Source organism: Cognataquiflexum nitidum, from assembly GCF_022538055.1.
In the GTDB taxonomy this organism is placed as follows: domain Bacteria; phylum Bacteroidota; class Bacteroidia; order Cytophagales; family Cyclobacteriaceae; genus Cognataquiflexum; species Cognataquiflexum nitidum.
Genome location: NZ_JAKZAM010000010.1, coordinates 143,574 through 159,621 on the forward strand (window position 1 = coordinate 143,574; position 16,048 = coordinate 159,621).

The following is a 16,048-nucleotide window of genomic DNA, read 5'->3' on the forward strand; positions in this document are numbered from 1 at the left end:
TATGGAGATAGAGACAGCACAAATTATTGAAAGTCAAATCTTCACTTTTAGAGGAAGTCAGGTGATGGTGGATAAGGATTTGGCAGATTTGTACCAAGTGGAGGTAAAAAGACTCAATGAACAGGTAAAAAGAAATGTAGAAAGATTTCCCACCCATTTTAGGTTTCAGCTTTCCGATATTGAAAAAAGTGAACTGGTCGCAAATTGCGACCGGTTTGCATTGCTCAAACATTCGAGTTCAAATCCCCATGTTTTTACAGAACAAGGTGTAGCCATGCTGTCGGCTGTTTTGAAGAGCAAAAAAGCTGTTGCTGTAAGTATTCAAATTATGGATGCTTTTGTGAAAATGAGAAGACTTATGGCTCACAATGCAGGATTGTTGCAAAGAGTGGAAAGCATTGAATCAAAATTGCAACTGAACGACCAAAATTTTGAGAGAATATTCCAGGCCTTAGACTATGGAAAAAAAGAAATAAAACAGGATATCTATTTTCAGGGACAAGTATTCGATGCATATGTTTTCCTCATTAACCTCATCAAAAAAGCCAAAAAAAGCATCATCATCATAGATGGCTATATCGATATCAGTATTTTACAGATGCTGACAGAAAAAAGCAAAGGGGTAACCATTCAAATTATCACTAAGGAAAGTACACCCATTAGGGAATTGGATGTCATCAAATTCAATGCACAATACGGCGGGCTGACAATAGAACAGAGCAAAAAATACCATGACCGGTTTATCATCATCGACCACAAAGAACTTTACCATATCGGTGCTTCCTTAAAAGACCTTGGGAAAAAGTGTTTTGCCTTCTCGGTGATAGCAGATCAAAAAATTCTTGATAACCTAATACGTAGCTTATGAATAGCAATTACAAACCATTGGGTAAATACATTCGACCTGTAATTGGCAGAAACAGTGATTTGGGAGACTTGCCTTTAATGGGATTAAGTATTCAGAAAAAGTTTATTCCCTCCATTGCCAATATTGTGGGGACTGATATGTCCACCTATAGGATCATTGAAAAAAATCAATTTGCTTATGGGCCTGTAACTTCCAGGAATGGAGAAAAAATTACGATAGCGCTTTTTAATGATTATGAAAAAGCATTGATTTCACAGGCTTATTTACCTTTTGAAGTCATAAGTGCCGATGAACTTGAACCCGAATACTTGATGATGTGGTTTCGCAGACCGGAGTTTGACAGGTATGCAAGGTTCAAAAGTCACGGAAGTGCAAGGGAAATTTTCGATTGGGAAGAAATGTGCAATACCCTCCTGCCCATCCCAGATATCACCAAACAAAGAGAAATCGTCAAGGAATACAATGTCATCCAAAACCGGATCGCCCTCAACCAACAACTGATCCAAAAACTCGAAGAAACAGCACAGGCGATATATAGGGAGTGGTTTGTGGAGTTTGAGTTTCCTGATGAAAGCGGTAAACCATATAAAAGCAACGCCGGGGAAATGATTTGGAATGAGGAATTGGGGAAGGAGATTCCGAAGGGATGGGAAGTAGTTTCAGTGAAAGATTTTTGTAAAGAAATGAAATCTGGAGGAACCCTAAGTAGGGACAATAATAATTACTGGGTTAGCAAAGATATTCCTTGGTTAAAAACAGGAGAAGTTTGTAATAGGGTTTTGATTCAATCAGAAGAATATATTTCACATGAAGGATGTCAAAATAGTTCCGCAAAAAAGCTTCCTATCAATACTGTTCTAATCGCAATGTATGGTGAAGGAAAAACGAAAGGACAAGCCGGCTATTTAAGAATTGAAGCTACAACAAACCAAGCTTGTTGTGCAATGATTTGTGAGAATGAATTTCATTCAACATTACTATATTATTTTTTAAGAATTAATCAATTTGAAATCGCAAATCTTGCTAATGGGGGGGCTCAACCAAATTTAAGTAAAGAAATAATTGAAAACATCCGAATAGTCAAACCTCTTTCAAATGATATTACAAAACATGGTTTAGTAAAATTTATCAATTACAGTGAAGCTTTAGAAAAAGGAAACCAAAAGCTAACAGAACTGAAAGAATTGATTCTTTCGAGGTTGGCGACAATAGAATGGATATGATAACGAAGTTTAAAACCATAAAGAATCTGGCCGTATTCCAAAATTTTGCTTGGGATAGTTCGGTGTGCGATGGAGTAAGCAATATTCAGCTTTTTAAGGACATCAATGTGATTTATGGTAGAAACTATTCAGGAAAAACAACCTTATCAAGAATTGTCAGGGCATTAGAAAAGGGTGCAATTTCAGATAAATATGAAAACCCAGAGTTTGAAGTTTGTATTAAGGGATTAGCAGATGCGACACAAGCGAATCTTTCATCCCACGGTAAAAAGATAAGGGTATTCAACGAAGATTTTGTAAAGGAAAATCTTCGTTTTATAGTCAATCCAGATGAGAGCATTAACCCATTTGCAATTCTTGGCGGAAATGCAGACATACAAGCCGAAATAGATGCACTAAAATTAGCACTCGGAAAAAAAGAGGAAGGTAACGAAACAGGCTTTTATCTTGAATTGAAAAATGCCAAGGAAATTGAAGGGAACTCAAAACAAGCTTATGAAACTGCGAATGGCACTCTCAATCAACAATTAAGTTATAAAGCTACAAACAACCCTAATGGCATAAGATATAAAGCAGACCGTTTTGGAGACCAAAACTACAATATAAGCAAGCTTAAAGATGATATAGCCATAGTAACGGACCCTAATTTTAATCCTTTAAAAGATGCAGAGGTCGTTGAAAAAGATAAGTTGCTTAAAGAAAGAGTGAATCAAGATATTAGGGTACTATCAAAGCATATTATTGACATATCTACAATTTCAAGTAAAGCTGAGGTACTTATCACCAAACCAATTAGCAGTTCAGATAAAATTGAACAATTGGTGAAAGATTCTGTCTTAAATCGGTGGGTTAAAGAAGGTAGGCAACATCATAAAGACAAATTAGATCAATGTTCATTTTGTGGTAACGATATTACTGATGAACGATGGAAGGAACTTGATAGCCACTTTGACGAAGAATCCGAAAAACTAGAAAAAGAAATTGATGCTTCAATCAATGAAATACAACAGGAAATCGACAGACTCACCACCTGTTTGATTATTAACAAATCAGATTTTTATACCAAATTTCACCAAGCGATTGATAGTTTACTTGTTTTTAGGCAATATGTAATAGATCAATTTAAAGTAGAGTTAAATAAGATTATTGAACAATTGCAAGCTCGGAAAGAGGATTTATTGAATACCAGGGCCTATGAACCAATAAAAGACAATAGTAAACGACTTGATTGGTGCTGGATAATTTTTGAAAATATAAGAAAACAAGCGAATTCTTACAGCACATTACTTGGGAAAGAACAAATCGAAGCGAAAAGACTATTGCGATTGCGGGAAGTCAGTGATTTTGCTAAAACAATTCAGTATTCTGATGAAATAGCCAAATTCGCAGATTTAAAAATTATTAAAGACGCAAAGGAACAAGAAAAGTCTAAGATTGACTTGAAAATTCAAGACCAAATTATGGAGATTGAAAATAGGAAACGCTTAATGAATGATGAGGAAAAGGGGGCAATAAAAGTTAATGAGTATCTCAATAATTTTTTCGGACACGATTTTCTCTCATTAAAGGCATTAGAGGAATCCGATCAACTTGGAGGAAAGAAGATTCGCTTTGAAATAATTAGGAATGGAAAGAAAGCACATCACTTATCAGAAGGAGAATGTAGTCTAATTGCGTTTTGCTATTTTATGGCAAAACTTGACGATACCGAAACTAAAGGAAGTAAGCCCATTATTTGGATCGATGACCCAATTTCTAGCTTAGACAGCAATCATATTTTTTTCGTTTATAGTCTCTTAAACTCAGAGATTGTAGCGAAACAAGATTTTGAACAGCTATTTGTGTCGACGCATAATCTAGATTTTTTAAAGTATTTGAAAAGGTTGCCTTCTGCTGCAAACAGTGTGCAAAGAGGGTATTTTATTGTTTCACGGGAAGGTGAAATAAGCAAGTTTAAGTTGATGCCGAAATATTTAAAAGATTATGTTACAGAGTTTAATTTCCTTTTTCATCAGATTTATTTATGTGCAAATGCTGACGCAGATGATGAAATACAACATGGTCTTTTTTACAATTTTGGTAATAACACACGTAAATTTTTAGAGGCATTTCTGTTTTACAAATATCCAAATGCTCTTGGAGATGACAAGCTAACAAGGTTTTTTGGCGATAATAGACAAGCTTCAAGTATGACAGAAAGAATAAATAACGAGTTCTCTCACCTCGAAGGTTTGTTTGAAAGAAGTATGATTCCAATAGACATTCCTGAAATGAAAAAAACTGCTAATTTCATTTTGAGAAAAATAAAAGAAAAGGATAATGATCAATATGAAGCACTATTGATAAGTATTGGAATAGAACTTACAACATCATAAAATTCACTGAAGGAAAGTTGGAAATTGCATTTACCGAGTTGAAGGACAATTCAATTACCAGATGATCTTTATATAAAATATGAACAGCGATATCCTTATCTACCAAAACCCTGATGGTAACATCAAAATCGATGTGCGCCTGGAGGAAGAAACCGTGTGGCTTTCTCAGGCACAGATGGGGCAGTTGTTTGGTAAGGACAAACGGACCATTTCAGAACATATTGGGAATGTGTTCAAAGAAGGAGAATTAGACGAAAAAGTGGCTGTCCGGAAATTCCGGATAACCACTCCACATGGTGCTATTGCAGGAAAGACGCAGGAAGTCGAAGTAAATGGCTACAATCTGGACGTCATCATTTCGGTAGGCTACCGGGTAAAGTCACCCCAAGGCACGCAGTTCCGTATCTGGGCCACCCAGCGCTTGAAAGAATATATTATCAAGGGTTTTGCCTTGAATGACGACAGATTCAAGTCGGGTAATTCTATGAATTATTTCAATGAATTGCAGGAGCGCATCCGGGAAATCCGTCTTTCGGAACGCTTCTTTTATCAGAAAATCAAAGACATCTACACCACGAGCATCGATTACGACCCGAAAGACGAAAAGACCCTGGAGTTTTTCAAAGTGGTGCAAAACAAACTCCTTTGGGCTATCAGCGAGCAAACTGCGGCTGAATTGGTGTATCGCAGGGTAGACGCCAGTTTGCCTTTGTTGGGCATGCAGTCCTTTGACAAAAAAGAAGCAGTTTCTATCAAGAAATCCGATGTCAGCATTGCCAAAAACTACCTCAAAGAAGATGAAATCAAGTTGCTCGGTTTGTTGGTAGAACAGTATTTGGCTTTTGCTGAGACGATGGCACAGCAGCGAACACCGCTGTATATGGCAGATTGGATCAAGCGGCTGGATAGCATTTTGCAACTCAACGGCAGGGAATTACTCAGCCATGCGGGGAAAATCAGCCATCAAAAAGCACTGGAAAAATCAGAGGCCGAATTTGAAAAATATCGGAATACACAAAAAGTCTTAGAAAAAGAGGAAAGCTTAAAAGAGATCGAGGCTGACATTAAAAAACTGGGGAAAGCAAAGAATTGAAATTCACTGAAGGAATTTGGAAAGTGCCTTTACCGAGTTTTTGGGGATGGAATAAATGTCAAGTTTTTCACGTAAAAAACTTGACATTTTAATTAAAACAACTAGCTTTGACGTATGAAAATTGCGGCGCAGATTCGGAAAACAATTGAAAGCATACCCGAAGGTAAGCCTTTTGGATATGATGATTTGGGTATAGGCCAAGCTGATTTTGTGACTGCTGCCAAGGCATTGGAACGACTCCAAAAAAAAGGAACCATCAAAAAAATATCCAAGGGGATTTTTTATAAACCTGAAGAGACCCGGTTTGGACCCTTGGGTCCTGATTACAATGCCCTATTAAACCGGTTTTTGTTTAAAAAAGGAAAAAGAGTGGGCTATGTAACCGGTGGGGAATTGTACAACCAATTAAACCTTACCACCCAAAATTACTTCAGAACAAAAATAGCTACCAACAGAAGCCGAAAAAAAATAGAAAAGGGATGGCTTAAGACTAGTACTGTAAAATCGTATGCAGAGATTACGGAAGACAATTACCAATTGTTGGGTGTATTGGATTCACTGAAAGATATCAGAAACATTTCCGATACATCCACTTCCCAAGCCATCAAAATTTTAGCAGGTAAATTGGTGAATTTCAGTAAATCAGCCATTGAAGATTTGATCAGACTTTCAATGACCTACCCACCAAGGGTAAGGGCATTGCTAGGCGCAATAATTGAAGAAAAGTTTGCCACTGAGTTTGATTTATCTGATTTAAAAAGCAGCTTAAATCCAACGACAGTATATAAGTTGAATGTTAAGGAAGCCGAATTCCCTACCATTAAAAACTGGAATATTAGATGATACTGCACCAAAATCTAACTGAATTTGTGAAAGCAGTAAATTTTACAGCCGAAACAATGGGAATAAAATCCATATATGTAGAAAAGGACTATTGGGTTAGCTATGCTTTGTTTACGATTTTCACCCATGAAATCGGCAGGGATACGGTGTTTAAAGGAGGGACGGCGCTCTCAAAATGTTACAATATGGTAGACCGTTTTTCGGAGGATATCGACTTGGTGGTATTGAGGCGTGAAGGAGAGTCAAACAATAAACTAACGACAAAAATCAGAACAATAAGTGATGTGGTAAATAGGGTTTTGCCGGAAATAACTATTGAGGGCATAACCCAAAAAATGGGAATGAACCGCAAAACAGCCCATTCTTACAATAAAGAATTTAGTGGTGATTTTGGACAGGTCAGGGATGCGATTGTGGTAGAATCCACTTGGCTTGGATATCACGAACCATACACCACCAAAAGCATTGTTTCATTTGTTGGTCAAATGATGTTGGACAATAGGCAATCTGATTTTGCAAAAGAAAACGGACTGCTTCCTTTTGAATTGCAGGTATTAGAACCCGTAAGAACCATTTGTGAAAAAATAATGAGTTTAGTCCGTTTTTCTTACAGTGAAAACCCGGTAGAAGATTTAAAGAAAAAAATAAGACATATTTACGATTTACATCAGTTATTACAGCAGGCGGAATTTTCAAAATTTCTTCATTCAGAGGCTTTTGATAGCATGCTGTTGAAAGTAGCCAATGATGACGTGGCAAGTTTTAAAAACAACAATAAATGGTTGATTTATCATCCCAATGAGGCGCTCATTTTTAAAGACCCGGAAAATTTCTGGAATGAACTGAAAATAGTCTATAAAGGTGACTTTAAAAACCTGGTATATGGAGAATTGCCCAAAGAAGAATCCGTTTTGGAAACCTTAAAGATGATTCAAGAAAGAATGCAATCAATTTCCTGGACAATAAAAATTGAAGGTGTAAAATGAAATTCACTGAAGGAAAGTTGGAAAGTGCCTTTACCGAATTGTTGGGACAAGAAGGATATCCCCATCATTTGGGAATTACCCTCGTCCGTCAGCCTGAGGAGGTCTTGATAGAGGAGGATTTGACAGGTTTCCTTTTGGAACAATACAGTAAGGAAGGCATTACGCTAAACGAAACCAAATCCATTGTTCTCCAACTCAAATCACTTTCCTCCTCTGACCTGTATGAAAGCAACAAAACATTTTTGAGGATGCTTTCTGATGGTTTTATCCTTAAAAGAGAGGACCGCAGCCAAAAGGACATTTATATCCAACTGATTGATTACAGTGGCTTGGATACCCAACGGCAAGCGGATGCAATTGACTTGATATCCATAGCCGCAGAGGATGTTGAAAAAAACTTCAGCTTTGATGAAAAGGCCTCATATAAAAGTGACAACAACATCTATAAGTTTGTCACCCAATTTGAAATCTTTGGGTCGGAAAAACGCATCCCGGACGGCATTGTCTATGTAAACGGTTTGCCGCTTGTGGTCTTTGAATTTAAAAGTGCGATCCGTGAAGAGGCCACGGTGTACGATGCTTTTAAGCAATTGACCGTCAGATACCGCAGAGACATCCCCGAGCTATTTAAATACAATGCCTTTTGTGTCCTGAGTGACGGGGTCAATAATAAAGCAGGTTCCTTCTTTGCCCCTTATGAGTTTTTCTATGCCTGGCGTAGGGTTGCCGGATTGGCAAAAGAAGTGGATGGTATCAGTAGCATGTACACGCTCATTCAGGGAATGTTTGATAAGAAGCGTTTTCGGGATATCCTCCGCAACTTTATTTACATACCTGACAGCTCCAAGAAAAACGAGAAAATTGTCTGCCGCTACCCTCAGTACTATGCGGCAAGGGCATTGTATGATCATATAAAATTGGCACAAAAGCCCCATGGTAACGGAAAGGGAGGAACTTATTTTGGGGCCACTGGGTGTGGAAAGAGTTTTACCATGCTCTATCTCACGCGGTTGCTGATGAAGAGTGAATATTTTGAGAGTCCCACCATTGTGCTGATAACGGACCGAACGGATTTGGACGATCAGCTTGCGGGGCAGTTTACCAATGCCAAGAAATTTATTGGGGACAACACCATTATCAGTGTGGAAAGTCGGGCCAATCTCCGGGAATTATTGGAAGGCAGACAAAGCGGCGGTGTTTTTTTAACTACCATCCACAAGTTTACAGAAGATACCTTATTGCTGACAGATCGGACCAATGTAATCTGCATCTCCGATGAAGCCCACCGCAGTCAGGTGAACCTGGACCAAAAAGTAAAAGTAACTGAGAAGGGAGTTACCAAGACTTTTGGTTTCGCCAAGTATTTACACGATTCCTTGCCCAATGCCACTTTTGTAGGTTTCACCGGGACACCCATTGATGCGACGCTTGATGTTTTTGGCAAAGTGGTAGATGCCTACACGATGACCGAATCGGTGAAAGATGAAATCACTGTTCGGATCGTATATGAAGGCCGGGCGGCCAAGGTATTGTTGAACAATTCCAAACTCAAAGAGATAGAGGCATATTACGCCAAGTGTGCTGAAGTCGGTAGCAACGAAAATCAGATAGAGCAAAGCAAAAAAGAAATGGCGCAGATGTATGCCATTATTGGTGACCCTGCCCGTTTGCAAGCTGTTGCTGAAGATTTTGTAGCCCATTATGAAAACAGGGTTTCGGAAGGTTCTACTGTCAAGGGCAAAGCCATGTTTGTCTGCAGCACCCGGGAAATCGCCTATGAGTTGTATAAAAATATCATAGCCCACCTGGGCTCTCGAAGCTCCAGCTTCGAGCACATTGAAAGTACAAACTACGCTCAGCACTTCACCAAAAACTTTGGAAATCCTGAAGAGTGGCACTATGGTCATCTACCCCACCGAAATAAAGAAGGTTTAATCCAATTCATCACATTCAGATAAGCAGATAGCCTTCCACAGGAAGTTTTAAAAGAAATCGAAGAAGAAATTCAACATCTTTCTGATGATATAAGAGACGAAGAAAGGCGAAAAAAATGTCAATACTGGCTTGATCAAGGATTAGGATGTTGCGCTTTGGCAAACAGAGAAATGGCTCAAGTAGTGCAGGAAGCCCTTTTACACCACGACGGGGATAAATATAATTTATTGGCTTGGTCAATTATGCCAAATCATGTTCATGTTTTGATTAAGACAAACGGAGATTTGGTAAGGATAATTCAGTCATGGAAATCATTCACAGGGAAATGGGCTTTGCAAAACAATAAAAGGTTTAATCTCGGGATTGACAAAGACGCAACAAAATTTTGGATGTCTGAATATTGGGACAGGTTTATCAGAGATGAAGAACATTTTAACAATACTGTTAGATATATTCTGAATAATCCTATGAAAGCAAATTTGCCTGAAAATCATATTGCTTTTTTGTACAGGGGAATACAGCTGGAGCTGCATTCAACCCAGAAGCTACACCCCACCCAGATTAAACTCATTGCCACAAGAGGACAAGATGACCAGAAAGAACTTTACGACTTATTAGGTACCAAAGAATACCGCAAGGAACTGGACAGGCAATTCAAAAATGAAAAGTCCAACTTCAAGATCGCTATCGTGGTGGATATGTGGCTGACAGGATTTGATGTGCCCTTTTTGGATAGCATCTATATTGATAAACCGATTCAGAGGCATAACCTGATTCAGACCATTTCAAGGGTAAACCGCAAGTTTGAAGGAAAAAACAAAGGCTTGGTGGTGGATTACATCGGTATCAAAAAGCAAATGAATCTGGCTTTGAAGCAATACAGTGAAGGCGACAAGGACAACTTTGAGGACATTGCCGAATCCATTATCATCGTCAGGAATCATTTAGACTTATTGGCTAAACTTTTACACACCTTCGACAGCTCCAAGTATTTCAATGGAACTACTATACAGCAATTGAATACTTTGAATTTGGCAGCTGAATATGTTCAAAAGACCAAAGATTTTGAAACCAGGTTTATGGGTTTGGTGAAGCGGTTAAAGGCTGCTTATGATATCTGTGCAGGAAGTGAACAATTGAAACAGGCAGAAAGAGACTATACCCATTTCTATTTGGCGGTGAGGTCAATTGTTTTCAAATTGACCAAAGGCAATGCTCCCGATACCGCCCAAATGAATGCCAAGGTCAGGGAAATGATCAAAGATGCATTGCAAAGTGATGGTGTGGAAGAAATATTCAAACTCGGTGATGAGGAAGAAACCGAGCAGGATATTTTTGATGATGATTACCTCGCTAAGATTGACAAAATCAAGTTGCCCAATACCAAAATCAAATTGCTACAACAGCTCCTTGCCAAAGTGATCAGGGAAATGAAAAAGGTAAACCGGGTCAAAGGAATTGACTTCAGCAAAAAAATGCAGGACTTGGTAGACCGGTATAATCTCAGGGATGAAGCAGATATTTTGAGAAGTGAGGTTTATGAGGAAATGGCTGAAGCGCTTACCAATATGATTTGGGAAGTTCACCGGGAATTCTCTGCCGGAGATGCCTTGGGAATTGACTTTGAGGAAAAGGCATTTTACGATATTTTGAAGGAATTGTGTGTAAAGTATGACTTCAACTATCCTGAAGATAAACTGATAGAATTGGCTAAGGCGGTGAAGGACCTTGTGGATGGGCAGGCCAAGTTCCCTGATTGGAATAAACGGGACGATATCAAATCAGCCCTGAAGGTTGGGTTGATTTTGTTGCTGGATGAATTTGGTTATCCCCCTGTGGAGAGAGACGAAGTGTATGTAGAAATTTTTGAGCAAGCCGAGAATTTTAAGAAGAATCAGGGGAGGTAAGAGAGAATATTCAGATTTTTTCATTCGAAATAGGAGGATGCTCCCACCATTTCGGTATTGAAGATTTTCAATTATAGGAGATTCGTGGCCGATCCCGATAATATCGGGAATCTTGGAAAACGTCACTCTACCCATGGGCTGCGGTGAATAGAGATTTGAAAAGGTATGGAAATTGGTTTAGCACCTTACCCATGGCTACCGATATTTCGCTCCGCCGCGACGGACTGTTGGTCGAAAGGTAGTTCGGTGTTACACTGCACTCCATCCTTAACCAATTCTTATTTGTTTGACTGACTCTTATACCCTTTCAAAACCTCCCCTCTATCTTTCCTGAATTGTGGATCCGGAAACCCAAGGTGCCGGATTTTCCGAGGCTATTTTTGAGGAGGTTTATTCCCAGCTTGTTTTCGGTGCTGCATCCATTTTCGTCCTCCGTGATGCCATAGACGATGGGCCGATATAATTGGAAGATTTTGTGGGCGTTTTGGCAGAGGATATCCGAACGGTAGAAGTCCATAATTTCGGGTCTGCGATCCCCTCCCCTTCTTTCCGCGGTGGCAAGGTTCAGCAGGCTGATGAAAACCGGAATTTTTGCTTCCTGGGCAAAATTATGGAGTTTGAGCAGGAGTTCTTGGTATGCGGTCGGACTGTAGTAGAAACCCATATAATGGAAAAAATCATCTAAAATAAGGTAGGAAGCATTCCATTCGGTGGCTGTGGTAAAGATCTCCTCGATATTTTGGGAATTGAACTCAAGTTTGAGGCGGTTCCTTAGGAGGGATTTGACATCGGAGATGCTGTCCAAAAGTATTTCCTCCTCCCAATCTTCAAAATCCTTTTCGCTGTCCTGCAGGATGGCAGCAGTATGTTTGACAAAGGAAGGCAAGTTAGACATTGGGGTGACCATCATCCCTTTGTACTGTTGAAAGTAGGAAAATTGCAGGGCCAAGTTGAGGAGGAAAGTGGATTTTCCGTGAAGGGATCTTCCCCCAATCACCACAAGTTCGTTGGAGAATCCCCCACCGATCAATTTGTCGAGTGATTGCCATCCGGTACTGAGTAAGGGAGTGGTTTGGCTGTTGTCAAAAAGGTCGTTGAAGATTTGGTCGAAGTTCATAGAATGATATTGGTGGATATTTATATTAGATCCGCCACGGCGGACAAGTTATTTATTGATATTGGTTCCGCCGTGGCGGACAAGTTATTGATGGATATTGGAGTGAGGTGGAAGGTTGGAAAAGCGGTTGATATTTTGGGTTGGCTTGAATTTAATCGGCTTGACCAACGAGGTTTTGTTGGGATGGGGTTTTGTTTTCTTCTTATCTGCCAATGTAATTATCGATATTTTTATTCTTCACTTTCTGCATTCCTTTTCTCTCTGTTGCGTCTAAAGATCTCCTTGGCTTCTGCTGAATAGCAAGTCATTTCTTCCAAAGGGACATAGGGTATATGTTGGTCATCCAAGGGGATAAAGAGGTTTCTGTTGTCCCTGTTGAGTTCTTTGCTGGTGATGTTGGTGTGGTTTTTCATGGGTTTTTGGTTTGGTGATGAATGGAGGATTGGCTAGGAGAATGATTGGGTGTAAGGTTGAAAATTGGGGTTATCCGTTTGCAATTTCCCAATTCAATTATGGTCATCCAATTGTTTTTGTAATATTTTATTAATTATTGTCTAAATCTTCTTTCTGCCGTAAATACTTTACTTTTTTAACGACAAAAATACCTGATTAAATGACTTTAACTACTGAAAATAAGATACTTACGAAAATAAAAAAAGCGAGAGGGGGCACGCTGTTTTTCAAGACTTGTCAAGTTTTATACTGATATTTCAAACTCAGATTATCAGATTAGGTTTGTAACAAATTCTTGCTAAATTTGTTACAGACTGTTTGTTATGGAAGCTACTGAAACCAAAATTCTTAACCATATCCGTACTAAGCCCAGAGGTACGCTATATTTTCCTGAAGATTTTAAGTCTTTTGGAAGTGATGAAGCAGTTAGAGTGGCACTTCATAGGATGGTAAAGGGTGGAGATATAGAGCGTGTTTCACAAGGAATATACACATTGCCTAAAAAATCAAGCTTACTGGGGAAAGTATATCCGTCCATTGACGAAGTGGCACAAGCTATTGCCAAACGTGATCGAGCCAGAATTATGCCTACAGGAGCTTTTGCCCTGCATGCTTTGGGTCTGTCTTCCCAAGTTCCCACGAAAGCTGTTTACCTTACTGATAGTGCATCCAGAATTATTCATGTGGGGAATCAAACCATTCTTTTTAAGAGAACCAGCCCAAAAAACCTTGCAGTCAAAGGAAAGCTCAGTGGTCTTGCAATTCAAGCTTTGAAAGCTATCGGGAAAGATCAAATAAGTGAAACTGTAGTTAATATGGTTATTGAGATTTTGCAAAAAGAAGACAATTCCAAATTGATACATGATATGGATTTGGCCCCTGCTTGGATCGCTAAAATTTTTGATTTGGCTTTAAAACATAAAATTGATGGCGATTGAATTTTTAAAACTCAGTAAGCGGGATCAGCAAGAAGTCTATAATGAAATTTTAGACAGAAAAATCTAAGTCCAATTGCCATCGAAAAAGATTGGTGGGTCGTTCAGGCGCTAAGATTGATTTTCGAGATGGAGATGGCGAAGTCATTGGTTTTCAAAGGAGGAACTTCACTGAGCAAAGCTTGGGGGATTATTTAGCGATTTTCTGAGGATATTGATCTGGCTCTGGATAGGAAATATTTAGGTTTTGAAGGAGACTTGGGGAAACATCAAGTGGATAAACTCCGAAAGGCATCCCATCAATTTATTAGGGAAATTTTTTTCCCCAAGCTAAAGGAAAAATTTGAACAGGCTGGATTGATGGGTATTTCATTTGACTTGCCTGAAAGTACTCAATCGGATAAGGATCCGTAGACCATTGAGCTAAACTATCCATCCGTGTTGCCACAAGTTTCCTCGTACATACGACCAAGAGTTCTTATTGAAATTCGAAGCAGGTCAATGCACGAACCCCTAACACAGAGACCGATCAAAAGCTTTGTAGGAGATTATTTTGCAGGCAGACCATTTGCAGATTTACCTACCAATATCCCTTGTGTCAATGTAGAAAGGACTTTTTTGGAAAAAATCTTCTTACTCCACGAGGAATTTCAAAAACCAGAATCAAATATCAGGATTCAAAGACTTAGCCGCCATCTGTATGACATCGAACGGATCATGGCCAGTGGGTTTGCTGGGAAAGCTTTGGCAGGACCAAATCTATATCAAGAAATTGTCAAGCACAGAAGTAGCCTTACCCGGATTAACGGCATGGATTATACCAGGCATTCTCCAAGATACATCAATCCAATTCCTCCTGATCATATACTCAAATATTGGGAAGATGATTACAAAACCATGCAGGAACAAATGATCTATGGGGATTCGCTATCCTTCAAAGAGTTGATTGAAAAATTAAAAACCCTCAGGGCCCAAATCAATAAATTGGATTGGAAGGTTGAATTAAAATAATAAATTCAAATACAAAATTGATCTTTTATTAAGTCCAGAACATAGTAAAACCCCAAAAATGCTAAGTCTTCAACAAGCCATAAAAATCAAAGATTCCATTTTAGCCTACCTGAAAGCTACTTTTACTTTTCAGGACAAAATGATCCCCCTCTCCTCAAAACCTCTTGGATTCTAGCCCCTCCCCGACCCTCCCCAAAAAGGGAGGGAGAATCTCTACTAACTTGATTAAACCGTTGAGTTCAGGACTCACTGCACCCCCAAACAAAACTAAATTTCTATTTGTTTGACCATAGTCCCCCTCCAGGGGGATTAGGGGGCAAAACCTTCGCGACCCATTGCGAAACCTTGGTGTCCTTTGCGGTAAAAATAATTCTCCTACCATTTCGGTTTTGAAGATTCTTCATCTAAGAAGATCCGTGACCGAAATACCATGGAACCCGCCTTTTTATCCCCGAGCGGCGGTGCATATAAATTAGCATGAGTATGAGAATTGGATAAGCACCTTGCACGGGGTAAATAATATTTCAGTCCGCCACTGCGGACTGTTGGTCGAAGGGGGAGAAATAGGAGGTTCTCCCACCATTTCGGTATTGAGGATTCTCATTCTGAGGGGATTCGTGACCGAAATACCTTTGAACCCACCTTTTTATCCCCGAGCGGCGGTGCATATAAATTAGTATGAGAATTGGATAAACACCTTGCACGGGGTAAATAATATTTCAGTCCGCCACTGCGGACTGTTGGTCGAAGGGGGAGAAATAGGAGGTTCTCCCACCATTTCGGTATTGAGGATTCTCATTCTTAGGGGATTCGTGACCGAAATTCCCTCAATCTCCAACTTTTACCATGGGCTGCGGTGCATAGGGATTTGTGTAAGTATGAAAATCAGAGAAGCACCTTGCACGGGGCTACCAATATTTCGCTCCGCCGCGGCGGACTGTTGATCGAAGGGGGAGAATATTAAAAAGATACTATTTGTAATGTCCAAGAAGTTGAGGGAATAGCCCCAATAGCGATCTCGGATTGAATCCCGATTCTCGGGACAGGCACTGTGGCCTTCGGATCTTTTCATTTTCTAAAATGTGGGTATAAAAAAAACCAAGCATTTCTGCTTGGTTCCGAGTAGCAGAAACAGGACTCGAACCTGTGTCCGCCGAGGCGGATATGAGCCGACGAATACCGTTCGTTGTAAAACAAAAAAACCAAGCATTTCTGCTTGGCTTAGAGTAGCGGGGATTGGACTCGAACCAATGTCCGCCGCGGCGGATATAAGCCGACGAATACCGTTCGTTGTAAAACAAA

Annotated in this window: 12 protein-coding genes; 10 read left to right on the top strand and 2 right to left on the bottom strand. The window is 39.5% G+C overall.

All coding sequences use genetic code 11. The features are described 5' to 3' along the window. Position 1 precedes the first annotated feature (1 nt). The 8 genes from MMU07_RS09020 (at position 2) to MMU07_RS09055 (ending at position 11,230) form a co-directional block, all read left to right on the top strand. Positions 2-868, top strand: a complete 867-nt coding sequence (locus MMU07_RS09020) for an ORF6N domain-containing protein (RefSeq protein WP_241125539.1) — start codon at positions 2-4, stop codon at positions 866-868. After that, entirely contained in the window at positions 865-2,091 is a 1,227-nt protein-coding gene (locus MMU07_RS09025; protein ID WP_241125540.1) for a restriction endonuclease subunit S, read from the top strand. Before MMU07_RS09020 ends, MMU07_RS09025 begins: the two co-directional genes overlap by 4 nt. Further along, the gene (locus MMU07_RS09030) at positions 2,088-4,466 is read left to right on the top strand and encodes an AAA family ATPase (protein ID WP_241125541.1); all 2,379 of its coding nucleotides are present in this window, start codon (positions 2,088-2,090) and stop codon (positions 4,464-4,466) included. The genes MMU07_RS09025 and MMU07_RS09030 overlap by 4 nt, the downstream gene beginning before the upstream one ends. Before the next feature lie 79 nt (positions 4,467-4,545). Continuing rightward, positions 4,546-5,559: a virulence RhuM family protein gene (locus MMU07_RS09035; RefSeq protein ID WP_241125542.1), complete on the top strand. Its 1,014-nt coding sequence runs from the start codon at positions 4,546-4,548 to the stop codon at positions 5,557-5,559. A 114-nt stretch (positions 5,560-5,673) separates the two neighbouring features. Then, positions 5,674-6,402, top strand: coding sequence for a DUF6088 family protein (locus tag MMU07_RS09040; RefSeq protein ID WP_241125543.1), 729 nt, complete (start codon positions 5,674-5,676; stop codon positions 6,400-6,402). Next, complete coding sequence (locus MMU07_RS09045) at positions 6,399-7,388, top strand: nucleotidyl transferase AbiEii/AbiGii toxin family protein (protein ID WP_241125544.1); 990 nt, start codon at positions 6,399-6,401, stop codon at positions 7,386-7,388. Before MMU07_RS09040 ends, MMU07_RS09045 begins: the two co-directional genes overlap by 4 nt. Continuing rightward, positions 7,385-9,346 carry a type I restriction endonuclease subunit R gene (locus MMU07_RS09050; RefSeq protein ID WP_241125545.1) on the top strand — a complete coding sequence of 654 codons (1,962 nt, stop codon included), beginning with the start codon at positions 7,385-7,387 and terminating at the stop codon, positions 9,344-9,346. The genes MMU07_RS09045 and MMU07_RS09050 overlap by 4 nt, the downstream gene beginning before the upstream one ends. Positions 9,347-9,493: 147 nt before the next feature. Beyond that, positions 9,494-11,230: a type I restriction enzyme endonuclease domain-containing protein gene (locus tag MMU07_RS09055; RefSeq protein ID WP_241125546.1), complete on the top strand. Its 1,737-nt coding sequence runs from the start codon at positions 9,494-9,496 to the stop codon at positions 11,228-11,230. A 307-nt stretch (positions 11,231-11,537) separates the two neighbouring features. Here MMU07_RS09055 and MMU07_RS09060 read toward each other — a convergent pair whose 3' ends face one another. Continuing rightward, the gene (locus tag MMU07_RS09060; RefSeq protein ID WP_241125547.1) at positions 11,538-12,347 is read right to left on the bottom strand and encodes a DnaB-like helicase C-terminal domain-containing protein; all 810 of its coding nucleotides are present in this window, start codon (positions 12,345-12,347) and stop codon (positions 11,538-11,540) included. Positions 12,348-12,577: 230 nt separating this feature from the next. Further along, positions 12,578-12,760 (bottom strand): hypothetical protein, encoded by a 183-nt coding sequence (locus tag MMU07_RS09065; RefSeq protein WP_241125548.1) that lies wholly within the window; start codon positions 12,758-12,760, stop codon positions 12,578-12,580. A gap of 363 nt (positions 12,761-13,123) precedes the next feature. On the opposite strand from MMU07_RS09065, the gene MMU07_RS09070 reads away from it, so the two are divergent. Together MMU07_RS09070 and MMU07_RS09075 are read left to right on the top strand one after the other, a co-directional pair. Beyond that, positions 13,124-13,738, top strand: coding sequence for a DUF6088 family protein (locus MMU07_RS09070; RefSeq protein ID WP_241125549.1), 615 nt, complete (start codon positions 13,124-13,126; stop codon positions 13,736-13,738). A gap of 435 nt (positions 13,739-14,173) precedes the next feature. Beyond that, on the top strand, positions 14,174-14,746 hold the full coding sequence (locus tag MMU07_RS09075) for a nucleotidyl transferase AbiEii/AbiGii toxin family protein (RefSeq protein WP_241125550.1): 573 nt from the start codon (positions 14,174-14,176) through the stop codon (positions 14,744-14,746). Positions 14,747-16,048 lie beyond the last annotated feature (1,302 nt).